Annotated in this window: 18 protein-coding genes; 8 read left to right on the top strand and 10 right to left on the bottom strand. The window is 37.2% G+C overall.

Features of this window, described 5'->3' with window-relative positions:
• Nucleotide 1 precedes the first annotated feature (1 nt).
• From FW780_RS04645 to FW780_RS04625, 5 genes are all read right to left on the bottom strand, one after another.
• Complete coding sequence (locus tag FW780_RS04645) at nt 2-955, bottom strand: ATP-grasp domain-containing protein (RefSeq protein WP_149832420.1); 954 nt, start codon at nt 953-955, stop codon at nt 2-4.
• A gap of 44 nt (nt 956-999) precedes the next feature.
• Nucleotides 1,000-1,713: an alpha/beta hydrolase-fold protein gene (locus FW780_RS04640; protein WP_149832419.1), complete on the bottom strand. Its 714-nt coding sequence runs from the start codon at nt 1,711-1,713 to the stop codon at nt 1,000-1,002.
• 296 nt (nt 1,714-2,009) lie between these two features.
• Nucleotides 2,010-3,224, bottom strand: a complete 1,215-nt coding sequence (locus FW780_RS04635) for an ATP-grasp domain-containing protein (protein WP_149832418.1) — start codon at nt 3,222-3,224, stop codon at nt 2,010-2,012.
• Between the two features lie 141 nt (nt 3,225-3,365).
• On the bottom strand, nt 3,366-4,781 hold the full coding sequence (locus FW780_RS04630) for a leucyl aminopeptidase family protein (protein WP_149832417.1): 1,416 nt from the start codon (nt 4,779-4,781) through the stop codon (nt 3,366-3,368).
• A gap of 90 nt (nt 4,782-4,871) precedes the next feature.
• The gene (locus FW780_RS04625) at nt 4,872-5,993 is read right to left on the bottom strand and encodes an alpha/beta hydrolase (protein WP_149832416.1); all 1,122 of its coding nucleotides are present in this window, start codon (nt 5,991-5,993) and stop codon (nt 4,872-4,874) included.
• 198 nt (nt 5,994-6,191) lie between these two features.
• Between FW780_RS04625 and glgB the strand changes: the two genes are divergently transcribed.
• From glgB to apaG, 7 genes are all read left to right on the top strand, one after another.
• Entirely contained in the window at nt 6,192-8,138 is a 1,947-nt protein-coding gene (gene glgB, locus FW780_RS04620) for a 1,4-alpha-glucan branching protein GlgB (RefSeq protein ID WP_174774442.1), read from the top strand.
• A gap of 4 nt (nt 8,139-8,142) precedes the next feature.
• A complete protein-coding gene (locus FW780_RS04615) occupies nt 8,143-9,549 on the top strand; it encodes a glycogen synthase (protein ID WP_149832414.1) in 1,407 nt (468 codons plus the stop codon).
• Between the two features lie 89 nt (nt 9,550-9,638).
• Nucleotides 9,639-10,907 (top strand): glucose-1-phosphate adenylyltransferase, encoded by a 1,269-nt coding sequence (locus FW780_RS04610; protein WP_149832413.1) that lies wholly within the window; start codon nt 9,639-9,641, stop codon nt 10,905-10,907.
• Nucleotides 10,908-11,118: 211 nt separating this feature from the next.
• Nucleotides 11,119-12,159: an SRPBCC domain-containing protein gene (locus FW780_RS04605; protein ID WP_149832412.1), complete on the top strand. Its 1,041-nt coding sequence runs from the start codon at nt 11,119-11,121 to the stop codon at nt 12,157-12,159.
• Nucleotides 12,160-12,284: 125 nt separating this feature from the next.
• Nucleotides 12,285-15,101 (top strand): 2-oxoglutarate dehydrogenase E1 component, encoded by a 2,817-nt coding sequence (locus FW780_RS04600; protein ID WP_149832411.1) that lies wholly within the window; start codon nt 12,285-12,287, stop codon nt 15,099-15,101.
• Between the two features lie 39 nt (nt 15,102-15,140).
• The gene (gene odhB / locus FW780_RS04595; protein WP_149832410.1) at nt 15,141-16,394 is read left to right on the top strand and encodes a 2-oxoglutarate dehydrogenase complex dihydrolipoyllysine-residue succinyltransferase; all 1,254 of its coding nucleotides are present in this window, start codon (nt 15,141-15,143) and stop codon (nt 16,392-16,394) included.
• Between the two features lie 79 nt (nt 16,395-16,473).
• Entirely contained in the window at nt 16,474-16,863 is a 390-nt protein-coding gene (apaG, locus tag FW780_RS04590; RefSeq protein WP_002979078.1) for a Co2+/Mg2+ efflux protein ApaG, read from the top strand.
• Between the two features lie 48 nt (nt 16,864-16,911).
• Here apaG and FW780_RS04585 read toward each other — a convergent pair whose 3' ends face one another.
• From FW780_RS04585 to FW780_RS04575, 3 genes are all read right to left on the bottom strand, one after another.
• The gene (locus FW780_RS04585) at nt 16,912-17,466 is read right to left on the bottom strand and encodes a 3'-5' exonuclease (RefSeq protein WP_149832409.1); all 555 of its coding nucleotides are present in this window, start codon (nt 17,464-17,466) and stop codon (nt 16,912-16,914) included.
• Between the two features lie 138 nt (nt 17,467-17,604).
• Entirely contained in the window at nt 17,605-18,582 is a 978-nt protein-coding gene (locus tag FW780_RS04580; RefSeq protein WP_149832408.1) for a glycosyltransferase family 2 protein, read from the bottom strand.
• 6 nt (nt 18,583-18,588) lie between these two features.
• Nucleotides 18,589-19,473 (bottom strand): lysophospholipid acyltransferase family protein, encoded by an 885-nt coding sequence (locus FW780_RS04575; protein ID WP_149832407.1) that lies wholly within the window; start codon nt 19,471-19,473, stop codon nt 18,589-18,591.
• An 80-nt stretch (nt 19,474-19,553) separates the two neighbouring features.
• On the opposite strand from FW780_RS04575, the gene FW780_RS04570 reads away from it, so the two are divergent.
• Nucleotides 19,554-20,126, top strand: a complete 573-nt coding sequence (locus FW780_RS04570; protein ID WP_149832406.1) for a thioredoxin family protein — start codon at nt 19,554-19,556, stop codon at nt 20,124-20,126.
• A 53-nt stretch (nt 20,127-20,179) separates the two neighbouring features.
• On the opposite strand, the gene FW780_RS04565 is transcribed toward FW780_RS04570, so the two are convergent.
• Nucleotides 20,180-21,541, bottom strand: coding sequence for an aldehyde dehydrogenase (locus tag FW780_RS04565; RefSeq protein WP_149832405.1), 1,362 nt, complete (start codon nt 21,539-21,541; stop codon nt 20,180-20,182).
• A 704-nt stretch (nt 21,542-22,245) separates the two neighbouring features.
• Nucleotides 22,246-23,808: an MFS transporter gene (locus FW780_RS04560; protein WP_149832404.1), complete on the bottom strand. Its 1,563-nt coding sequence runs from the start codon at nt 23,806-23,808 to the stop codon at nt 22,246-22,248.
• Between the last annotated feature and the right edge of the window lie 180 nt (nt 23,809-23,988).

Genomic DNA, 23,988 nt, shown 5'->3' with positions numbered 1-23,988 from the left:
GTTATTTTATGGAATTTTTCACAAAGGTTCCCCAAGCAATATTGGGTTTCCCCGGAACATATTCTTTAGCTTTTTCTATAGCCAGTTTTGCAGAATGCTCTATAATCCATGCAAAATTTTCTTCTCCTACAGAATTTCTGTCCGCATCCGGAGCCGGGTTGCAGAAGTCAATTGCATAAGGAATACCATCTCTTACAGCAAATTCTACTGTATTGAAATCATATCCTAACGCTTCATTCATGGTAATGGTATAATCATGAATGGTTTTCAATAGTTTTTCAAGCTCTTCACCCTGTGTCTGATGGGTAGTGGCATATCTCAGATGAGGAGCATTTCTGGGCTCATATGGCATAATATGAACATACTTTCTGCCCAGGCAGTAAACTCGGTAATAATCATCAAAGACAATTTCTTCCTGAACCATCATCACCAGTTGCTCTGTTTCTCCTAACTTGTTCCAGAGATCATCCGGATTCTCTACTCTGTAAACGCTTTTCCAGCCTCCTCCGTCATGAGGTTTCATGTAGGCCGGGAATCCTACATAATTAAAGATATATTCCCAGTCGTGTGGAAATTTGAGATTTCTGAATGAGGTTTCCGAAGTATTTTCCGGCCTTTCGTGCGAAGGTAGCAGAACCGTCTTAGGAAGTGGAATACCAAGCTTAGACATCAGGGCATTGTTGAAAAATTTCTCATCAGCACTCCACCAAAACGGATTGTTGATTACATACGTGCCATTCAATGCGGCATTTTTCAGGTAAGCTCTGTAGAAGGGAACGTCCTGCGAAATTCTGTCGATGATTACCGCATAACCATAATCTGCCCCCTGCTCTAATTTATCAATGGTAACAGGTTCAGCTATGATTTCTCCGCCTCCCAGTTCATTCACTTTGTCTATAAATGCCCAGGGAAAGGTGTCTTCCATACCGAAAAGAATTCCTACTTTTTTTGTCATAATTTTTGTTTTTAAAATGTATATTTTTTTCTATTTGTCTTTTTTTAAGAGAAGAATGTTCCTATAAAAGAAGGGAAGACCATTCTCCACAAAGGCCAGTCGTGTCCTATCCATTTTCTTTCATCATACCAGAAATCTATGCCTTTCAGTCTTAAAATTTCAGCCATTTCAACGTTTTTCTCTTTGCAGATATCCTGGTCAGAAGTGCTGAGTACAATATGCATGTGTTTGTATTTCCAGGCTTCATCATTTCTTACAAATTCTCTCGGACAGTTGAAGTATACCATTTCATCAGAATAGCCATCCATGAAATTCCTTATACTGAATGCTCCGGAAAGGCAGAACAGATGAGAAACCACATCCGGAAATCTGAATGCAAAATTAGCAGCATGATATCCGCCGAAACTTGCTCCGGCCACTGCTACGCGATGAGTTTTATGAAGTTTCTGAATATAGGGAACGAATTCCTGAATCAGAAACTGTACATATCGTTCATAATTCCTTATTCTTTGCTGGGGAGATATTTTATCATCATAAAAACTCCAGCTGTCGATGGTCTGTACATTGTAAAGTTTTACTTTTCCCTGCTCTATAAACCAGTTGATACTTCCATTGAGATGAAAATCATGATTCTGGGTATATTGACCCTGGGAAGTAGGGAACATAATGATAGGATGGCCGTAATGCCCGGTCACTTCTACCTTGAGACTTGTTCCCAATATATTTGAATAATAGTCTGTATGTTCTATATGAGGCATTTTTTTTGTGTTTAATTTTAATACTGTATTTCAATAAATTCAATTCCTCCAAGCTGATTTTTTTCTAAAATATCCAGTACGATTGTCCCTAATTTTGGGTGTTTCAGGATAGTATTTTCTTTAAAAATTCATTTTAAGCCCAGTTTGATGACATGAGTAGCATCAATAAATTGATAGTACGCTTTGCTTTGCTACTTTTCGGAACTGATGTTCTCTAAATTACGTTTTACAATAGATTTTTCTGGCAGATTGTATATTATGAATTCAATAATATTTTGAATATCAGGTTTCATAATTTATGAGCTGAGCTTGTTGCTTTTTGGTGGAAGAATATTCAGCATATCCGCATGAATCATTTCTGCTGCAGAATCCAGTCTTTCCTGAACAACGGAAGCATCACCGGATTTATAAACAATCCCGACATGATAATCTATCGGAAGAAATTTTACAACTTCTTCACATTCAAAACTGCTGTAGTTGGGTTCTTTATCTTTAATCAGAGCAACAATAAGCCCGGAATAATATCCTGTGGGCGGAGAAACACTATAATCATTGCCTCTCAGAAGGGCGTCTTCAATATTAGCCCATTCTCTCCAGATATTGATGCCGCTTGAGGCTTCAACCAGGTCCGGAATATGGGCACCGCCAACTCTTGATGATGTTTCAAGAAAATACCATTTGCCATCTTCTTTTCCACGGATGAATTCTGTGTGGGTTGCTCCGTTGATCAATCCGAAATTAGAAAGTACTCTGGCATTAATTTCTTCCAGTGCTGTGAATTCTTCGGAATATCTTCCTAAAGTTTTGGACCGGAATACACCGCCTTCATGAGAAACCTGCATAGGTGGAGCAAGATATTTTGAGGCAGAAGTGAATACGATTTTTTTATTAAAAGTAAGGCTGTCTACATGATAAACGTCTCCGGGTTTAAAACTTTCCAATAAGAAAAGGTGACGTTCTTCTCCAAGTGTTTCCAAGGCTTCAAGAAGCTGTTCTTTGGAGGTTATTTTTTTTATTCCTGAAGCGGAAGCTTCTGAGCGGGGTTTCAGTACCCATGGTGCAGGAACACGATTTGTAAACTCATCCACTTCATTGTCATTGAATACAGCTGTAAACTCAGGAACACTGATCCCGGAATCTTTTGCTTTTTGGCGCATTGCCAGTTTATCCCTGAAATACCGGTGGGTAGTCTGTCCCATTCCCGGAATACGGAACGTTTCTCTGATGAGTGCAGCTTTCTCTACATCATAATCATCCAAAGCCACTACAGCATCTACTTTTCTGGTTTTCATCAGGTGGGAAAATCCCTGAATCAGATGCTCCAGATTCCATACGGACGGCTTTAGTTCTGGCATATAAAATGTTTCATCAATAGCATGCCAGGGCCAGTTTTTTTCTTTGAGGTTTTCAGAGGTTACAAGGATGATTTTATTGCCGAGTTTCTTCATCTCGTCCATAAAATCGTAGCCTTTGTAATAGCACGAAATACATACAATAGTTTTCTTCTCCATATAATGTTTTTTAAGATTTGGTGAATTTTCAAAAATAAAAACATTTATTTGTTATTTGATTAATATCAGAAAATGCAATATCGTGCAGTTTTGAAAATTCACTAATCAATTATACAGAGTTTTTTTGTAAAAAACTAATTTTTAGTGATAATTTTCAATTAAGTTCACAAGGAGTTGAACTCCAAAACCTGTTGCTGCTTTTTCCTTGGCGTACCCTACAGTTCCAAAGGCTACTCCGGCAATGTCTAAATGTGCCCATTTAGGATGATTTTCAATGAATTGCTCTAAGAATTTAGCGGCGATAATACAATCTCCAATAGGTTTCAGAGAGATGTTTTTCATATCTGCCACATCAGACTGTATATCATCTTTCCAGACGTCCCATAAAGGAAGATTCCATACTCTCTGGTTGGTCTGATCTCCAGTTTTAATCAACATATTTTTCAATTCATCATTATTGGAGAACATGGCTGCACAGGTATCTCCAAACATTCTTACTGAGCTTCCCGTTAAAGTAGCCAGGTCAATAAGATAATCTGTTTTGTAGTTTTTGGAAAGATAGGATAATCCGTCTGCAAGAATCAATCTGCCTTCTGCATCAGTATCAAGCACTTCAATAGTTTTTCCGTTATAGGCTGTAATCACATCACTTGGAAGCAGAGCCTTCTCTGAAATGGCGTTATCTGTAATAGGAAGAACGGCAATAATGTTCACAGGAAGCTGCATTTCTGCAGCGTAAATTAAAGTACCCAAAACAGCTGTAGCACCGCCCATATCAGATTTCATATAATGAAGATTGGCAGAGCTTTTTATTGATATTCCTCCTGTGTCAAACAAAATACATTTTCCTACCAGCCCGAAAGTCTTGGCGTTTTTAACTGTCGTTTTATATTCTAAAATAGTGAAAGCTGCATCATAAGCGCTTCCCTGATTGACAGAAAGATAAGCACCCAATCCAAGTTCTTCACATTTTTTCCTGTTGAATGCAGTGTATTTTAAATCATATTTTTTGGATAGATTTTTAAGGTATGCACTTAATATATCCGGTTTTTTAAGATTGGCAGGTTTGTTAAGCCAGTCCTGGCAGGCGGTTTGTCCGTTAATAAGAGCTTCCGCTTTCTGATTAATATGATCTAATTTTTTCTGGCTTAAATTTTCAAAATGCAATTCAAATTTTGCATTCCAGAAAGCATGTTTCTTTTCAAAAGGGTAGTTGTAGGTGCCGCTCAATAGTCCTTTTGCAAATTCTTCAAATTGTTTTTCATTCAGAAAATCTGCCAGGGCTAACGTTGGAACTGCCTGAAGCTTTTCTTTTTGAGTCTGTGAAAACTTAGCTGCCACCTGCTGGATTTCAAAATTTTGTAAGGTAGATTTCCCTAGCCCGATGAAATAGGTAATTCCCTCTTCATGGGCATTGACAAAAACCTCATGCTTCTTTCCTGTGAAAAAAGTGGAAATATTTTTATTGAAATTTTTACTCGTTTTAGTCCATTCCTCTTCTGTAAATAAGTGAAAAACCTGAGTGTAATTTTTGTTTTTTTTATTGATTAGTTTCATAAATAGATGTTATATTTTCTAAATTCATAATCTCACTGCCCTCATTTTTGTTCTGGTCTGCCTGAAAATTTTCTGCAGTGATTTATATTTTTAGTTTTTAATGCTTTGTTGTTGTGGTTTTACTTCTACAGGGTTTTCTGTATTGTCGTAGAACAGCCATTCGATAGCCCGCGGAAACTCCTGTGACCAGTAAAACTCATTATGAGTCCCTTCAGGATTGATATTGGTTTTAAATTCAAAATCAAAAAGCTTTTTTTCTTCCCATCTTTTCAGATATTCTTCAAAAATATGAATTCTTTTGACCATTTTAGACCCTTCCTGACCGCCGCCATAGAGATAAATTTTTGTTTTATAAGGAACCCGGAAATTCATCATCGGGAAGTTGTTGTTCGGTTCTACCCAAAGAGAAGGAGAAAAGATCAATAACTTGGAATATACTTCTGGGTAAAGGAATCCGCTATAAATACTGATCAGGGCCCCCAATGAACTGCCTCCGATGCCGGTATTGTCCCGGTCTTTTTTTGTTCTGTAATTTTCGTCGACAAAAGGTTTTAAAGTATCTGCAATAAAACGGATGTACTTTTTTCCTTCTGAGCCGTTAGCGACATGGTCATTATCAAAAATATATTCTTTAATTCTTTCCTCACTGCCGTGTTCTATGGCGATAATGATAAGATCACCACGTCCGTATTCTGCAAGGATAGACAGTTTTTTATCAATTTCCCAGTTACCGAAGCCGCTTCCTTCGTTGAATAAATTCTGCGCGTCCTGAAGATATAGCACAGGATATCGCTTATCCGTTGAATGATAATCGTAGGGAAGGAGTGCCCAAACCTTACGGTAACGGTCAAGCTGAGGGATATAAAAATTCTCGGAAATCACCTCTGCAATGGGATAATATTCTTCTTTGAACGGGCCCCAGTTCAACCTCCATTTCTCTATTGTATCAGAGGTTTTATCTACAGATTTTTTTACTTTTCGGTTGGGAGTGATATTTCCATATTGGTCCAGTTCTACATTCTCCCAGCCTCCTTTTGTGAATTTATAGTCAATTTCTTCGGGAAGAATCTGATCCTCGATTTCTATAAAATAATGGGAAGGATCAGTTTGTTTAAGCTGGAAGTTGCAGTCTTTAGGATTCCAGCTGTTGAAATTTCCGGTAATAAATACCGGTCTGTCGTCTTTTTCTTCAGTATAAAGTTCAAACCTCATCGTGTGTGTTTAATAATGTTGATGTTAAATGTATAAAAAAAGATTGTTTTGAAATGATAAAAATGTGAGTTAAAAAATGATATATTTGATAGATAGACGAAAACTGAAATTAAATTGGCAATTATTTGATGAATAATTAATCGAGATTGTCAGTATTTTTCGTAGTTTCAAAGAAAATATAAATACAAACCGATCTTGATGAATTCTGTTAAAACTTACACGCTTTTCACCGATCATGATGTGTATCTTTTCAAAGAAGGGAGGCATTATAAGCTGTATGGTAAATTTGGAGCCCATTCAGCGGAAAAAGAAGGAATAAAAGGAGTGTATTTTTCAGTATGGGCACCTAATGCAAAGAAAGTTTCCGTTATCGGAAATTTTAATAACTGGAATCATAAAGATCATATTTTGTTTCCAAGATGGGACGGGTCTGGAATTTGGGAAGGATTTATTGAAGGATTAACCTGGGGAACATTATATAAATATGCCATTGAAACACCAAGAGGTGAGATCCTGGAAAAAAGCGATCCTTATGCGGTAAGCTGGGAACAGAATATTCAGGCAGCTTCCCTGGTTTCCACTACCTGGTATGAATGGAATGATAAGGAATGGATGGATAACCGCTGGGAAAAAAACAAACTGGAAGCTCCTATATCAGTATATGAACTGCACCTTGGCTCATGGGTAAGGGAAGGTGATAATCCGGGACAGTTTTTAAATTATCGGGATATTGCCAAAAAGCTGGTTCCCTATATCAAAGAAATGGGTTTTACCCACGTAGAATTCATGCCTGTGATGGAGTATCCGTATGATCCAAGCTGGGGATATCAGATTACCGGTTTTTATGCGGCGACCTCACGCTTCGGTTCACCACAGGATCTGATGTTTCTCATTGATGAACTTCACAGAAATAATATAGGTGTTATACTGGATTGGGTTCCGTCTCATTTTCCTGGAGATGCGAATGGTCTTCACCGTTTTGACGGTTCCTATCTTTATGAACATGAAGATCCCAGAAAAGGGTTTCACCCTGATTGGAAGTCCCATATTTTCAACTATGGAAGAAATGAAGTGAAGTCTTTCCTGATCTCCAATGCAATGTTCTGGCTGGACCGCTATCACGCTGATGGTTTGCGTGTAGATGCTGTAACGTCAATGCTTCATTTGGATTATTCAAGAAATGAAGGAGAATGGGAACCGAATATGTACGGCGATAATGTGAATCTGGAGGCTAAAGCTTTTCTGCAGGAGTTCAATACAGCCGTATATAAAGAATTTGGAAATAGTATAATGACGATAGCGGAAGAAAGTTCAGATTTTCCTATGCTTACAAAACCTGTTCATGACGGAGGTGTCGGCTTTGGAATGAAATGGATGATGGGCTGGATGCATGATACGCTGGATTATTTTAAGGAAGATTTTGTTAATCGAAAGTTCCATCACCATAAACTGACATTTGCTTCTATGTATATGTATAATGAAAATTATATGATGCCTTTGTCACATGACGAAGTAGTGCATGGAAAAGCAAGTCTGATCTATAAAATGAAAGGGGACGAATGGCAGAAATTTGCCAATCTGCGTACCTTATATGTATATATGTATACTCATCCAGGAGCTAAACTGCTTTTTATGGGAGATGAATTCGGACAGACGAGTGAATGGAACTTTACCAGAAGTCTCGACTGGCATCTGTTGAAATATCCTGTTCATAAAGGAATGCAGGAAATCGTTAAAGAACTGAATCACCTGTATACATCAGAGTCTGCCTTTTATGAAAATCAGTTTGATAAACATGGTTTTGAATGGATAGAAGCAGATGATCTGGAAAATTCAGTGTATGTATACCTGAGAAAAGGAAAACGAAAAGATGATGTTGCAATGGTAGTTTTGAATCTGGCCCCAAAAGTACTGGATTATAAAATTGGGATTTCTGCAGGTACTCATTGGGAAGTGGTTTTAAATTCCGATGACGAAAAATACAGCGGAAGCGGTGTAGAACCTGAAATACTGGAAGAGAAATATGAACAATGGAGAGGATATCCGAAATCAATGACTGTAAAACTACCACCATTGGCCGGAATTATTTTAAAACAGAAGAAAGATAAAAAGTATAAATTACACAGAATTAAACACAAGAGATAAAAGAATGGTTATTTATCATTTAAGTACAGAATGTTATCCTGTAGCAAAAGTAGGCGGTCTTGCGGATGTAGTAGGAGCGCTGCCAAAATATCAGAATAAAATAAAAGGAATAGAAGCCAAAGTAGTAATGCCATGGTACAACAAACCTTTTATCTATGATCATGAATTTGACTTGGTTTTTGATGGATTTATTCATCAGGGAACCAATATGCTGCAGGTTCAGGTATTGAAAGAAAAGACAAACGCGCTGGGGTTTGAGCTGTATATGGTAAGAATCCCCGGATTATTAGACAGGGACAATCCTTACGGTTATCAGGATGAAAGCTTCCAGTTTATGGCCTTCCAGCAGGGGTTGTTACATTGGCTGTGTGCCATGGAAATCCGTCCTGATGTTTTACACTGTCACGATTATCACACCGGACTGGTTCCTTTTATGGTAGAACACTGCCCGGAATTTGAATTCTTAAAAGGGGTAAAAACAATAGGAACCATCCACAATGGAGAATATCAGGGAATGATGAGCTGGGGGATGGCCAACTATATGCCGTCTTTTGATTCTTATAAATGGGGACTGATGGACTGGAACGGATTTATGAATCCTCTGGCTAGTATGATTAAATGTGCCGATGCCTTTACCACCGTTTCCGAAGGATATCTGGAAGAACTTTTTATAAGTTTCCGTGGATTGGAAAGCCTCGTTCGTCAGGAATTCGGAAAAGCATACGGAATTATCAACGGTATTGATGCCGAAGTCTGGAATCCGGAAACCGATCCGATGCTGGACTTTAATTTTAACAGTAAAAACGCAGTTGCTCAAAAAAAGAAAAATAAAGAACAACTGTGCAAAGAATATGGATTGAAGCCGGAACTTCCTTTATTTGCATTCATAGGAAGATTTGCCACGGAAAAAGGAGCCGACCTTTTACCGGATGTAGTCTGGAAAAGTATTAAACAAAGCTACGGAGCTTTAAATATTATGATTTTAGGCTCTGGAAATACCTATATTGAGAATAAGCTGAAGGAATACGATTATACCTATACCAATTTTGCTCTGGATCTCGGGTATAAAGAACATCTTTCCCATAAGATCTATGCATCCGCAGATTTTCTTCTGATGCCTTCAAGAGTAGAACCTTGCGGATTGAATCAAATGTATTCCATGAGATACGGAACCGTTCCTGTAGTAAGATATACGGGAGGGCTCAGAGATACCGTAGAAGATATTTCAACCGGAGGAGCAGGACTTAACTTTACTTATCCGGGCGTAGATGATATTGTACATGCGATGAACAGGGCGCTGGGCATTTATAACCAGAAAGGAGTGATGGAAGATCTTATACATGCCAACATGAATTTTGATTTTGCATGGGAGAAATCTGCAGAAAAATACATAGCTTTATATAATAGCTGATACATGAAAATAATGAATGCTTTAAAACAGCATAAACACTAAGAACAAAAAACAGTAAACTCAATAAAATAAAAAAACGCAAGATATTTATGAATCGAAATGTAATCTCCATAGTTTTAGGAGGAGGCAGGGGAACAAGATTATTCCCATTAACGTATTCCAGATCAAAACCGGCTGTACCTATCGCAGGAAAATACAGATTGGTAGATATTCCTATTTCAAACTGCCTGAATTCAGGATTAAATAAAATTCTGGTTTTAACGCAGTTTAATTCTGCTTCCCTCAACTCGCATATTAAGAATTCTTATCACTTTGATATTTTCAGCAAAGGCTTTGTCGATATTCTGGCAGCCGAGCAGAATGTAGAAAATGAAAGCTGGTATCAGGGAACAGCGGATGCTGTAAGGCAGTCGATGAAACATCTTGAAAAGTATGATTATGACTATATCCTTATTCTTTCAGGAGATCAGCTGTATCAGATGGATTTCAGAGAAATGCTGGATTTTCACATTGAAAACGGAGGAGATCTTACCATTGCTACAATCCCGGTAAATGTAAAAGATGCCACAGGTTTTGGGATTTTAAAATCTGATGATGAAGGAAATATCACCTCTTTCTATGAAAAGCCTGATTATGAGATGCTGGAAGGCATGAAATCTGAAGTTTCAGCTGAAAATAAGCATACAGGAAAAGAGTTCCTGGCTTCTATGGGAATCTATATCTTTACCAAGACTATCCTTAAAAAGATGTTTGATGAAGGAGCTGGTGATGATTTCGGAAAAGATATTATTCCGAGTTCTATTGGAAAATACAAGACATTAAGCTATCAGTATGAAGGCTACTGGACAGATATCGGAACGATAGAATCTTTCTACGAAGCCAATCTGGATCTTTGTCTGGACCTGCCGCAGTTTAATCTTTTCTCTTCCTCACCCATTTATACCAGAGCAAGGATGCTTCCACCATCAAAAATCAACGGTTCTTATGTAAGTAAGGCTGTGTTTGGTGACGGATGTATCATTATGGCTGATAAAATTGAAAATTCCGTGATTGGAAACAGAACAAGAATAGACAAAGGAAGTACCATCGTAAATTCCTATGTAATGGGAGCCGATTTTTACCAGAATACTACAGAAATTGTGCTGAATGACAGAGCTGGTCGCCCTAATATGGGAATCGGGAAATACTGCTATATAGAAAAAGCAATCCTGGATAAAAACTGTTACATCGGTGATAATGTGAAAATCATCGGAGGAAAACATATTCCGGATGGTGATTATGGAACTTATTCCGTACAGGATGGGATTGTAGTCGTGAAGAAAGGCGCAGTAATTGCTCCGGGAACACATGTCGGATAACAGAAAGGAAGATGGAAGTTATTAAGAACGGAGTAGAACTAGCCTGGTCTTAATGTTTTTAAACAGAAATTATTAATGATTGTCTGGTGGATAGTAACCTCCAGCTTCCCTCACCCAGCTTCCAGCCTTTAACCAGGTTAATTATTGTTAAACATACAACTAGAGTGATCAGCATATTGTTCACTCTTTTTATTTATACTATTTTTGTGCGATGCGTATTTTTAAGATATTAACTTTTATCATTGTTTTGTTGGGGGGAGCTTATGCTGCTTCCATGTACTATTTTGTAGACGAAAGTAAAAATTTCACCATTGAAAAAGAGATTGATTATCCGGTAGATAAGGTTTTTGCCCAGTTTAATAATCTACAGAATTTTACAAGATGGAACAACTTCTTTACCAGTTCGCAATCTATTGATATTGATTATTATACGCCTTACGAAGGACAGGGGAGTGCCATCAGTTATGTAGATCCTAAAAATAATACCGATGGAGAAATGTTCATCAGGTATGAGAACCTTAATAAAACTTTGAAATATCAGCTTTTTGAGGATGAAAACGAAAATCCAACGCTCGTTGATGTTAAATTTAAGCCTGTTTCTGCAGAAAAAACAAAAATCATCTGGTACGTACATACGCCCAAATTGCCTGTCTGGAAAAGAGTAGAAAACTTTTGGACTGAAGACCGTTTTGCTGAGAATATCAACAAAAGCATGACAAATCTTAAAAACTCTTTAGGAAATAAAGTAGAAAAAGACAATCAGATGGCAGCGATTAAATATGACAGCCTGATGGTAGAGAATGAAGAAGACAAACTGCTGCTTGGGATCAATGTAAGCACTTCAAATAAAAAAGATGCGCTCTACAAAAATATCGTGATGAATTATAACAAAACTTATAACTTCGTGACGATGGATATGGGAAAAAGAGATGATGAATTTGGCTATCCCATCCTGATCACTGACGCGGACAATTATAAAGATAAAGAAGTTTCTTATTTCCTGGGAATTCCGCTTTCTAAGAGAATAGGAGTGTCTGACAATAATTTCAATTTTAGATCCGTAAATCCGTCTCAAAATTATGTAATTTACTACAAAGGGAATTATGAGGGACGAATTCGGGCAATTCAGCAGCTGATTCAGAAAGCCAAAAAAGACGAGATGCGCTTCGGAGACATCCGCCAGACCTTTATTGAACGTCCCATGGAAGGACAGGAGGTAAACATGAAGCTCTCATTATCAGTGTATAAGTGATTTTTTTTTATTTATTTTTTTCTTAAGTTTTTTTAACGGTTTCAGACTGTTCTAACTCGGTTTTTTTTATTAAATTTGAAGATTAATTCTACAAATAAATTTTAATAAATAGATAAACTGTAATAATGGACAGATTTTCATTCCTAAACGCAGCTCATTCTCAGTTAATTGAGGATTTATACCAACAGTACTTAAAATTCCCAGACTCCCTAGAACCATCATGGAAAGCCTTCTTTCAAGGCTTCGATTTTGCTTTAGAGAACTATGGAGATGACGATAACATCCAGTTTATTCAGGCTTCGGCCAGCGCTGCCCCGGCAGTTCAACAACAGATTTCTCAGGCAGTATCAAACGGAGAAGTTCCTGAGCATATCAAGAAAGAATTTAAAGTAGTAAACCTTATTGAGGCTTACAGAACAAGAGGGCACCTGTTTACAAAAACAAACCCGGTAAGAGAAAGAAGACACTATACACCTACTTTAGACATCGAAAACTTCGGTCTTTCTAAAGAAGATTTAAATACAAAATTCAACTGTGCTGTAGAAACAGGAATGAAAGAACCTGCTACTTTGGCAGACCTTATCAAACACCTTGAAAACATTTACTGCGATTCTATCGGAGTAGAGTACATGCACATCAACAACGTTGAAGAAAAAGACTTCATCAAAAGATGGCTTCAGGTAAATGAAAACCACCCAAGCCTTTCTGCAAACGAAAAAACAGAGATTTTATTAAAATTAAATCAGGCGGTTGCTTTTGAAAACTATCTTCACACAAAATTTGTAGGACAAAAAAGATTCTCATTAGAAGGAGGTGAAACATTAATTCCGGCTTTAGATCAGTTGATCTCAAGATCTTCTCAGTTAGGAGTAGATGAGGTGGTATTAGGAATGGCTCACAGAGGTAGACTAAATGTACTAACCAATATTTTCGGGAAATCTTACAAGCAGATCTTCTCAGAATTTGAAGGGAAGGAGTTTGAAGAAGATGTATTCTCAGGTGACGTTAAATACCACTTAGGATCATCTAAAAAAATCAAAACTGCTTCAGGAGAGGAAGTATGCATTAATCTTACTCCGAACCCGTCTCACCTTGAGACTGTAGCTGCTCTGGTAGAAGGTATCTGCCGTGCAAAAGTAGATGACAAATACAAAGATTACTCTAAAGTATTGCCAATTATTATCCACGGTGACGGAGCTATTGCCGGACAAGGTATTGCTTATGAAGTGGCTCAGATGATGACCCTTGAAGGATACAGAACAGGAGGTACCGTTCATATCGTTGTAAATAACCAGGTTTCATTTACAACAAACTATATGGATGCAAGATCTTCAACATATTGTACAGACATCGCAAAAGTTACAGAATCTCCTGTAATGCACGTGAATGCTGACGATGCTGAAGCTGTTGTTCATGCCATCCATTTTGCTGCTGATTTCAGAGCGAAATTCGGAAAAGATGTTTATATCGACCTTTTAGGATATAGAAAATACGGGCACAACGAAGGAGATGAACCAAGATTCACTCAGCCTAACTTATATAAAACAATTTCAAAACACCCGAATCCAAGAGAAATTTATAAAGATAAATTACTTAAAGACAGCGTTACTTCCAATGATGTAATTGCTAAAATGGAAACGGAATTCAAAGCTCTTTTAGATAAAGATTTTGATGCTTCAAAAGAAATTGAAAAGAACGTAATGGATCTGTTCATGGCTGAAGACTGGACTAACTATCCAATCGGAAAGAGAGGAGCAGTTCAGTTGCCTGTTGATACAAAATATGATGCAGCAAAATTAAAAGAATTAGCGCTGAAAATGTCAACACTTCCTGTTGATAAAAAATTCATCAATAAGATTACAAGACTTTTTGAAAACCGTATCAAAGCTATTGAAGGAAACTCATTAGACTGGGCGCTAGGAGAGTGGTTAGCTTATGCAACACTACTTGTAGAAGGTCACAACGTAAGAATTTCCGGAGAAGATGTAGAAAGAGGTACATTCTCTCACAGACATGCGGTAGTAAAAACAGAAGATACAGAAGAAGAATATATCCCATTAAGACATGTATCAGAAAGCAGATTTGATGTATTCAACTCTCACCTTTCAGAATATGGGGTTCTAGGTTTCGATTACGGATATGCAATGGCTTCACCAAATACCTTAACAATCTGGGAAGCTCAGTTCGGAGATTTCGTGAATGGCGCTCAGATTATTGTTGACCAGTATCTTGCCGCAGCAGAAGAAAAATGGAAAATCCAGAACGGAATGGTTATGTTATTACCTCACGGTTCAGAAGGACAGGGAGCAGAACACTCTTCAGCAAGATTGGAAAGATTCCTTACTCTTTGTGCTAATGAAAACATGGTAGTAGCTAATATTACTTCACCAGCCAACTACTTCCACTTATTGAGAAGACAGTTGAAATGGGGCTTCAGAAAACCATTGATCGTAATGAGCCCTAAATCTTTATTGAGACATCCTAAAGTGGTTTCTCCAATTGAAGATTTTGCAAACGGAGCATTCCAGCCAATCTTAGACGACCCTACTGCAGATCCTAAAAAAGTAGAAAAATTAGTTCTTTGTTCAGGAAAACTGTACTTTGAATTGTTGGCGAAAAAAGAAGAACTGAACTGTGAAAATATTGCATTAGTAAGATTCGAGCAGTTATATCCGCTTCAGACAGATGCTATTGAAGCGATCTTCAACAAATATGAGAACAAAAAACAACTAGTGTGGGCTCAGGAAGAACCTGAAAACATGGGAGCTTGGTCTTATATCCTGAGAAACTTCAGAGATACAGGAATCCAGGTAGTAGCTCCGGTACCAAGCGGCGCTCCGGCTCCAGGTAGCCACAAAATGTTTGAGAAAAACCAAAATGCAGTGATCAACAGAGTTTTCGACAGAGATGATGCTCCTGCAAAAAGACCAGTTACAGCTTAATTTAAATAATAATCAATTAAAAAATAAAAAATACTCGATATGTCAGTTTTAGAAATGAAAGTTCCTTCACCGGGCGAATCAATTACAGAAGTTGAAATTGCAACTTGGCTTGTAAAAGATGGTGATTATGTAGAAAAAGATCAACCTATCGCCGAAGTGGATTCAGATAAAGCAACTCTTGAATTGCCGGCAGAACAAAGTGGTGTTATCACTTTAAAGGCAGAAGAAGGTGATGTAGTACAGGTAGGTCAGGTAGTTTGTTTAATTGATATGGATGCTGCAAGACCAGAAGGTGCTGCACCTGCTGCTGAAGCTCCAAAACAGGAAGAAGCTCCGAAAGTTGCTGAACCTGCAAAACAAGAAGCTCCAAAACCTGCTGCTCCGGTAGCTGCTCCACAAACTTATGCAACAGGGGCTCCATCTCCGGCTGCTAAGAAAATCCTTGACGAAAAAGGAATGGATGCTGCTCAGGTTTCAGGAACAGGAAGAGACGGAAGAATTACTAAAACAGATGCTGAATTAGCGGCTGTTCCTGCATTAGGAGGAAGCCCAATGACAGCTACAGGAGCAAGAACTACCACTACAACTAAACTTTCAGTTTTAAGAAGAAAAATCGCACAAAGACTGGTTTCTGTGAAGAACGAAACAGCTATGTTGACGACTTTCAATGAAGTGGATATGTCTGAAATCTTCAGATTAAGAAAACTATATAAAGAAGAATTTGCTCAGAAACACGGAGTAGGACTTGGTTTCATGTCTTTCTTTACTAAAGCGGTTACAAGAGCATTACAAATGTACCCGGATGTAAATGCATCTATCGACGGTGACTTCAAAGTAAACTATGATTTCTGTGATATTTCAATTGCAGTTTCAGGGCCTAAAGGATTAATGGTTCCTGTATTGAGAAATGCAGAAAACATGTCTTTCAGCGGAGTTGAAGCAAACATTAAAGACCTTGCAACTAAAGTAAGAGACGGTAAAATTACTGTTGATGAAATGACTGGTGGTACATTCACTATTACAAATGGTGGTACTTTCGGATCTATGATGTCTACACCAATTATCAACCCTCCTCAGTCTGCAATCTTAGGAATGCACAACATTATCCAGAGACCAGTGGCTGTTGACGGGCAAGTAGTAATCAGACCAATGATGTATGTAGCAATGTCTTATGACCACAGAATTATCGACGGAAAAGAGTCTGTAGGATTCTTAGTAGCGGTAAAAGAAGGTATCGACAATCCTGTTGAAATACTAATGGGAGGTGACGAAAGAAAAGGCCTTGGATTATAGTTTTTAATAAAATTATAACATAATATATATCTCGCCTTAAAAAAGGCGAGATTTTTGTATTTATTAAGAAAATGCTACAATGATGTTTTCAAAAATGACTTCCAATATCAAAGTTTCAGTAATACCTGAATATGATAGTAAAAACAGTTATCCATCCGAAAACCGTTACGTTTTTAAATACAATATCACGATAGAAAATGACGGAAGCTTTCCTATCAAAGTATTGAAAAGAAAATGGTTGATCTTTGATGTCGGATTTGGATACACAGAGATTATAGGAGATGGCGTAATCGGCCTGACTCCTGAAATAGGAACAAGTGAAAATTTCGCTTATTTCTCCAATGTAATGCTTCGTTCCGGAGTAGGTAATATGAGCGGAAAATACCTGGTAAAAAACATGGAGACACAGGAGACTTTTGAGATTGATATTCCAAAATTCAATCTGTTGTCTGAAGTGTTGAGTAATTAATGATTTATGGATTGCAGAATAAGAGCCCGGGTTCAATAATCTGTCCTGTTAAAGCCTTTTGATTTTCGCTTTCAAATATTCATTTACTTCATCATTACTGGTGAGAAACAGTTTCTCAAAAGCCAGTAGGGAGATTTTTGCACATACTTCAGCATCCGCCCCTGCTCGGTGGTGGGTGAAATCAATTTTATGATATTCTGCCAATGGTTTCAAACCATATTTTGGAAGGTAGTTCCATGATTTTTTTGCAAGCTGTATGCTGCACAGATAATTGATCTGGGGAGTAAACATCCCATAATGCTGTAAACATCCTCTTAAAACTGAAGCATCAAATCCTGCATTATGAGCAATCATAAGGCTTCCGTACATCATATCCTGAGCCTCATACCATATTTCATCAAAAGTAGGTGCGTCTTTTACATCTTCCGGCTGAATCCCATGCACCGCAATATTGAATTTATTAAAATAAGGAAAACTTGGAGGTTTGATCAGCCAGGTCTTAGTTTCAACAATTTTAGAATCCTGTACCACACAAATCCCCATTTCACAAGCTGAACTTTTCTCGTGAGTGGCGGTTTCAAAATCTATTGCACAGAAATCCATTGTTTTGTAGTTAAATTAGTTGCTGGTTCTCTAGTTACTAGTTTTTTAAATTTAATGTTTCAGGTTTAAAGCTTAAGAAAAGAAAGGCTGGTTTTCCCTAATCCCTGCAAATCCCTGCAACCTATTATCTGCGACCTGCTACCTTCCTCCTAAAAAATGTCTAAAAATCAACCATTTTGATTGGTAGAAGTCATTCTTTTGGTGTTTCTGACGAAGTTTCCATGTTCCCGGAAGTTGTCCATAAAATCCAAAATGAGCCCTTACAACAGCCCAAAGGTGTGGAAAACCATGCTTGAATCCGAAATAAATCCCCGCAATACCATCCAGACATAATCTGAAAAATATCAGCCAGATCAACTGAGGAAAGGGAAGGTTCTTAAGCATCATAGAAAGGTTATTCCTAATGTTTAAAAAAGTCTTTGTAGCACTTTGTTTATTAAGTGTTCCGCCGCCTACATGATATACGCTGGCCTTTCCTGTATAATAAATCTTTTTCCCGGAATTAATAAGTCTCCAGCAAAGGTCGATTTCTTCCTGGTGCGCAAAAAATCTAGCATCAAAACCATTCTGCTCCCAAAAATCTTTTGAACGGATGAAAAAACAGCATCCTGATGCCCAGAAAATCTCTGTTTCATCATTATACTGGCCTTTGTCCTCTTCCAGATCATCAAAAACCCTTCCTCGGCAATAAGGATACCCAAGATTATCTATCAATCCGCCTGCTGCTCCTGCAAACTCAAAATAGTTTCTATTATGATATGATAAAATTTTAGGCTGTACCGCTGAAATGGAAAGATCTTTTTCCAATAATTCCAAAGCAGGTTCTATCCAGTTTTCGGTAACTTCCACATCAGAATTGAGAAGGCAGTAATATTCATTTGGGATAGCTTTCAATCCTTCATTATAGCCTCCTGCAAACCCATAGTTCTTATCGTTTCTAATAATGCTTACTGTAGGGAAATTCTTTTGTAGAAACTCAATGGAATCATCAGTAGAAAGATTGTCAATAACAAAAATATCTGCATTCTGAGAGAATTGAACCACACCCGGAAGAAATTTTTCAAGCCAATTTCTGCCGTTCCAGTTTAAGATGGCAACTGCCAGTTTTTTCTGCATGTCAATCTATTTTTTTTCGGAATCAAAGTTTTTGATGGAATCCTGATATTTCCATTTTCTGTGTGACCAAAGGTAGTTGTCCGGATATTTGTGTAATGTGTTTTCCAATAATTTATGAAACTTTCTCACCACTTCATTTTCAGTAAACTTTTCACCATCAGGGTAGATTCTGTGATAATTTACCTGATAATAACCACGCTTTACCTTTTTCATCTCACAATAGATGAAAACAAGATCCATTCTTGTGGCAAGTCTGTCGTAGCCTATGAAAGCAGGAGTACGCTGATTCAAAAATTCTAATCCGTAAGTGACATGAGCATGGTGAGGGGTTTGATCAGCTACAAACATATAAGCAGAATCCCCGTTATTTTTAGATCTGAAGATATTCAGAATTACTTCATTGGCTTCCAGTGCTTCATTCCCGAATTTATTTCGGACCTTTTTCATCTGATTTTCCCAAAAATCATTGTTTACTTTTCTGTATACGGGATGGCAGTGAGCCTGCGGGATGATTTTTGCCAGTGCATTGATCCATTCCCAGTTGAAGACATGTCCTGCCAGTAAAATAATATTTTTCCCTTCTGCTTTGGCCTCATGAAACAGCTCCTGATTGATATGCTGCATTCTCACTCTGGCTTCTGTTTCAGAAATACTGAAAGATTTGATAGTTTCTACCAGGTAATCCGAAAAATTAAGGTAGAATTTTTTGCGGATCTCTTTAATTTCTTCTTCCGATTTGTCAGGAAAAGAATTTTTCAGATTTTGGGTAATTACCTCTTTTCTGTATCCTACCAGATAATAATTCAGGAAAAAGATAACGTCCGAAAAAATATATAATATTTTAAGCGGAAGCCTGGAGATCAGATTTAATATTTTGATTAGAAAATTCATAAAACACGCAAATTTAGTGATAATAAAATTATGGTTCTATTTTTGCAGAGGGATATGTATTATTTTTTTACTTTTATATTATGAAAAAATTGATAATTTTCGCTTCTCTTGGATTAAGTGCATTTGCTTTTTCACAGGAAGTGAAGAACTCCCCAGATAATGGAAAGCAAAAAACAGCTCTTATAGTGTCTACTGAGCAGAAAGAGTTAGAAGCAAAGAAAAAAGCAGCTGAAGAAAAAGCCAAGCTTCCTAAGCCTTATGATCCAAAAGCGGATGCGGAGGCTGATATTAAAAAATTAGTCGCTCAGGCTAAGAAAGAAGGTAAGAATGTAATGATCCAGGCTGGTGGAAACTGGTGTATCTGGTGTCTTCGTTTTAATAATTATGTACAGACTACACCTGAACTGAAGGAAATAGTGGATAAAAACTATGTCTACTACCACCTGAATTTTTCTCCGGACAATAAGAATGAAAAGGTTTTTGCCCAGTACGGGAATCCGGGTGAGAAATTTGGTTATCCGGTTTTTATTATTTTAGATAAAGATGGTAAAATGATCAAGGTTCAGCAAAGTGATGTTTTAGAAGAAGGAAAAGGGTACAGTAAAGAGAAAGTAAAAGAATTCTTTACTACCTGGGCTCCTAAAAAGGGATAAAATTGAAAAAACTGCTTCAGAAATGAGGCAGTTTTTTATTTCTATGAGTAGGATTACATTAATTTTTTGATCCAGCTTAATTTTTTCTCAGAATAGGGCGGATACTTGATATTAGGTTCACCCCAGGTGGTTTTTTCAAGAACCGCTTTTTGATGCGAGAAGCTTTCAAAACCATATTTTCCATGATAATTTCCTATTCCCGAATTTCCAACACCTCCAAAAGGCAGATGATCATTACTCAAATGCATCACTGTATCATTAATGCAGCCACCTCCAAAAGATAGTTTTCGGGTAAAGTTCTTTTTTTCTTCTGAATCATTGGTGAAAAGATAAGCCGCAAGCGGTTTTTCAAGTTCTAAAATAGAGTTGAGAGCGGCGTTATAACTCTGAAAACTGATGACAGGCAGAAGAGGACCGAAAATTTCTTCCTGCATAATTTCGTCATTCCAGTTTATATGGTTCAGAATGGTAGGCTCAATGTATAGTTTTTCTTCAATACAATTTCCTCCGGAATAGATTTTTTCTTTATCAATAAGGTGTACAAGGCGTTGAAAATTTCTTTGGTTGATAATTCTTGTGTACTGTTCAGAATCCGGCCCGTATTGAAATTCTTTGATGTATTTCCTGAGCATTTCCAAAAACTGCTCCTGAATGGTTTCTTCTACCAACAGATAATCGGGGGCTACACAGGTTTGTCCGGCATTGAGGAACTTTCCCCATACAATTCTTTTGGCCGCTATTTCAAGATTGGCATTTTTGGTTATGATAGCCGGAGATTTTCCGCCCAGTTCCAGTGTTACGGGGGTAAGATATTCTGCCGCCGCTTTGTAAACAATCTTTCCAACCTTTGTGCTTCCGGTAAAAAATATTTTATCAAATTTTAATCTTAAAAGAGCTGTAGTTTCTTCAATACCGCCTTCGTACACATACAGATAGTCGGATGGAAAATTTTCATTGATGATGGATGCCATTGCTTTCATTGTATTTTCAGCTATTTCACTGGGCTTAAGAATACAGCAGTTTCCAGCAGCTATTGCAGCAATAAGGGGAGAAAGTGATAGTTGGTAAGGATAATTCCAGGCCCCGATTACCAGTATGCAGCCAAGCGGATCTGCATACACTTTACTGTTTCCAAGCTGGTTGACAAGATTGGTGCTTACTTTTTTAGGTTTTGAAAGAGATTTTAAATTCTTGATGTAATAATCAATATCATTCAGAATGAAGGATAGCTCTGTCGTAAAAGTATCAAATTTTGATTTCCCAAAATCTTTGTTAATCGCTTCATACAGCATGTTCTCATTAGAAATAATAAGGCTTTTAAGCTTTTCGAGATACATTTTCCGAAAGGCAAGACTTTTAGTTTGCTGTGTTGTAAAAAAATCCCTTTGGCTCAGTAAAATTCTTTCAATTTCCATTGGTAAGCTTTTGTATTAAACGTATTGATCTGTGCAATATTGCTAGCAAAAATACGAACAATAAACCGGCCAAAGTGGGGAGAGCAAGGGAGATTGAATTTGAGAGTTTGAAAACAGCAAGTTTCTTTTAGTTTTTGAGAAATACTGATAATTTAATAAGAATTTAGCATGATTAGCTTAAATTAAAGAGACTTTAGAGATTATTTAATTTGAATTTAACGCAGAGTTCACAAAGGATCTGACTAAAAAATGAAAAATTATGTTCGCAAAGGCGTTGTTACTTAGCAAAGTTCATTCATCGTGTACATAGCTAAATGAAATACCTTTGCGAGCGAAAAATATTCATATCATTTTATACTCTTTGCGTATTCCTAGCGTTTAAGCAAGTTTCTTTTGGTTTTTGAGAAATACTGATAATTTAATAAGAATTTAGCATGATTAGCTTAAATTAAAGAGACTTTAGAGATTATTTAATTTGAATTTAACGCAGAGTTCGCAAAGGATCTGACTAAAAAATGAAAAATTATGTTCGCAAAGGCGTTGTTACTTAGCAAAGTTCATTCATCGTGTACATAGCTGAATGAAATACCTTTGCAAGCGAAAAATATTCATATCATTTTATACTTTTTGCGTATTCCTAGTGTTTAAGAAACCGTATTATCCGAGTCTGTCTGTTATTTGATAGCTTATAAAATCAAGCTTCTTTACATAATATTTCGCACTGCTATTTTTACTGGGTGATAAATCAACAAACAAATCGCAGTAATGAATGCGAGCCAGAAAAGTCCGGTAAAAATTTCCATATTGGAAAGAAGGATGGATTGCGCTATAATTTTAGCCTTAAAAGCCCCTGCTGTAACAGAAAGAGAATCATTTACCGGTAGTCTGGAAATAGTACTTCCGAAAAGCTGATTCCATTGGCTGTAAAAAATGGGATTGGTGTCTGTAAAGTTTGAACTAATTGTATCAGAATGTTTTAATGTTAAAAATAACATGAGATTTTGCATTAGAGCATAGCCGATAGCTGTTGTCCAGAAACGTGTTGTTGTTCCTAAAGCTGTAGCATTGGCGACATATTCTTCCGGAGTTGCTGAAATCAAAAAGAAAACAAGCGGTGTAAATAATAATCCCTGGGCTACACCTTGTAGAAATAATGGCGGACAAATCGTAGAAAGGGTAGTGTCCGGATAAAAAGTATACGTAAACCACGCACAGTCTATCGCAAGTAGCAGAAATCCGGTAAAGAAAACAATTCTTGAAGAAACTCCCCGAACCAGACAAATCCCTGATAATAATATGCCCAGAAGAGTTCCTGCAACATTCCAGTACTGGATGTTTACAATATAATCCCAAGGCCATTTCCATACGGTTGCCATGATGCTGTATACATTATTCAGTCCGGAGCGGATCAGGTAAAAAATGAAGAACAGAATCATTCCGGCAATCACATTTTTTGAACTGAAAACTTCAAAATGAAATAATGGTCTTTTGGAATTTCTTTGTTTAAGCATAAATAATCCCCCCGAAAGCAGGAATATAAACAGACACATGATAATGGTATCAGATTCAAACCACATCAGTCTTTTACCATAAATAATGGCATAGCCGCCAGCCTGCAGACATACCCAAAGTAAAAACCAGCTGGTAATATCCAATTGATACAAAGGTTTCTTAGGAAAGAATCTGTTTCTGTTGAATAATGCAATACCGATAATCAATACAAATACATGAAAATAGACCATCATCAGGATCATATGCTGAAAATCGTAATTCTCGATGCTTGATTTCAACAGGGAAGTGGTTATGGTACCTCCGGTGAGCATAATAGTATACATGAAGAGATAAGCTAAGACTTTGGCGTGTTTTGTTTTTAATTCAGCAATAATTAAAGGAAGGAAAATAGCCCCTTCCAGCAGCCCGAAAATCCCTTCTAAGAACCGAATCACCAAAATAACATGATAATCGTGAGTTACCGATAAAATGTAAAGAATAATAACAGAAACAGATGCCATCAGCAGTACATAATATTTGACACTGAAATAGGCCATAAACCGCTGTAAAACTAAAAGGGTAACCACAAATGTCCCATACATCAAAATCATTAAATACTGAATGTCATCTGAATCAACATCCATAAAAGAAGATGTGAAGGCGCTGTTTGAATGTAAAAGCGACAACAACATCAGGTGGGGAAACAATGCCAGTATAAGAAGAGGCAGTTTCAGCCATTGTGGTACCCATTTATGATAAACTGTATTGTGTTGCATAATTTTTTGAAAGCATTAAATGAAGAATGCTGAAAAGGCAGGTAAGTAAATTTACAGCCTGAGTTTAAAAATGCGAAAAGACAAAAGAGCAAGGTGTAAAAGTAAAAGGTAAAATGGCAAATATGCTTAAGAAAAAATTTGCAGATTCGCTATTTTGCAGTCTTGTCTTTTCGCTAAAAA

The sequence above is a fragment of the Chryseobacterium sediminis genome, from assembly GCF_008386505.1.
In the GTDB taxonomy this organism is placed as follows: domain Bacteria; phylum Bacteroidota; class Bacteroidia; order Flavobacteriales; family Weeksellaceae; genus Chryseobacterium; species Chryseobacterium sediminis.
Note: the sequence above shows the minus strand (reverse complement) of the source record. Positions and strands in the feature narration are given on the sequence as shown.

What these genes read in the sequence shown, in the direction of transcription:
- FW780_RS04645 (WP_149832420.1), bottom strand. Translation starts at nt 955, where the DNA reads ATGACAAAAAAAGTAGGAATTCTTTTCGGTATGGAAGACACCTTTCCC.
- FW780_RS04640 (WP_149832419.1), bottom strand. Translation starts at nt 1,713, where the DNA reads ATGCCTCATATAGAACATACAGACTATTATTCAAATATATTGGGAACA.
- FW780_RS04635 (WP_149832418.1), bottom strand. Translation starts at nt 3,224, where the DNA reads ATGGAGAAGAAAACTATTGTATGTATTTCGTGCTATTACAAAGGCTAC.
- FW780_RS04630 (WP_149832417.1), bottom strand. Translation starts at nt 4,781, where the DNA reads ATGAAACTAATCAATAAAAAAAACAAAAATTACACTCAGGTTTTTCAC.
- FW780_RS04625 (WP_149832416.1), bottom strand. Translation starts at nt 5,993, where the DNA reads ATGAGGTTTGAACTTTATACTGAAGAAAAAGACGACAGACCGGTATTT.
- glgB (WP_174774442.1), top strand. Translation starts at nt 6,192, where the DNA reads ATGAATTCTGTTAAAACTTACACGCTTTTCACCGATCATGATGTGTAT.
- FW780_RS04615 (WP_149832414.1), top strand. Translation starts at nt 8,143, where the DNA reads ATGGTTATTTATCATTTAAGTACAGAATGTTATCCTGTAGCAAAAGTA.
- FW780_RS04610 (WP_149832413.1), top strand. Translation starts at nt 9,639, where the DNA reads ATGAATCGAAATGTAATCTCCATAGTTTTAGGAGGAGGCAGGGGAACA.
- FW780_RS04605 (WP_149832412.1), top strand. Translation starts at nt 11,119, where the DNA reads ATGCGTATTTTTAAGATATTAACTTTTATCATTGTTTTGTTGGGGGGA.
- FW780_RS04600 (WP_149832411.1), top strand. Translation starts at nt 12,285, where the DNA reads ATGGACAGATTTTCATTCCTAAACGCAGCTCATTCTCAGTTAATTGAG.
- odhB (WP_149832410.1), top strand. Translation starts at nt 15,141, where the DNA reads ATGTCAGTTTTAGAAATGAAAGTTCCTTCACCGGGCGAATCAATTACA.
- apaG (WP_002979078.1), top strand. Translation starts at nt 16,474, where the DNA reads ATGATGTTTTCAAAAATGACTTCCAATATCAAAGTTTCAGTAATACCT.
- FW780_RS04585 (WP_149832409.1), bottom strand. Translation starts at nt 17,466, where the DNA reads ATGGATTTCTGTGCAATAGATTTTGAAACCGCCACTCACGAGAAAAGT.
- FW780_RS04580 (WP_149832408.1), bottom strand. Translation starts at nt 18,582, where the DNA reads ATGCAGAAAAAACTGGCAGTTGCCATCTTAAACTGGAACGGCAGAAAT.
- FW780_RS04575 (WP_149832407.1), bottom strand. Translation starts at nt 19,473, where the DNA reads ATGAATTTTCTAATCAAAATATTAAATCTGATCTCCAGGCTTCCGCTT.
- FW780_RS04570 (WP_149832406.1), top strand. Translation starts at nt 19,554, where the DNA reads ATGAAAAAATTGATAATTTTCGCTTCTCTTGGATTAAGTGCATTTGCT.
- FW780_RS04565 (WP_149832405.1), bottom strand. Translation starts at nt 21,541, where the DNA reads ATGGAAATTGAAAGAATTTTACTGAGCCAAAGGGATTTTTTTACAACA.
- FW780_RS04560 (WP_149832404.1), bottom strand. Translation starts at nt 23,808, where the DNA reads ATGCAACACAATACAGTTTATCATAAATGGGTACCACAATGGCTGAAA.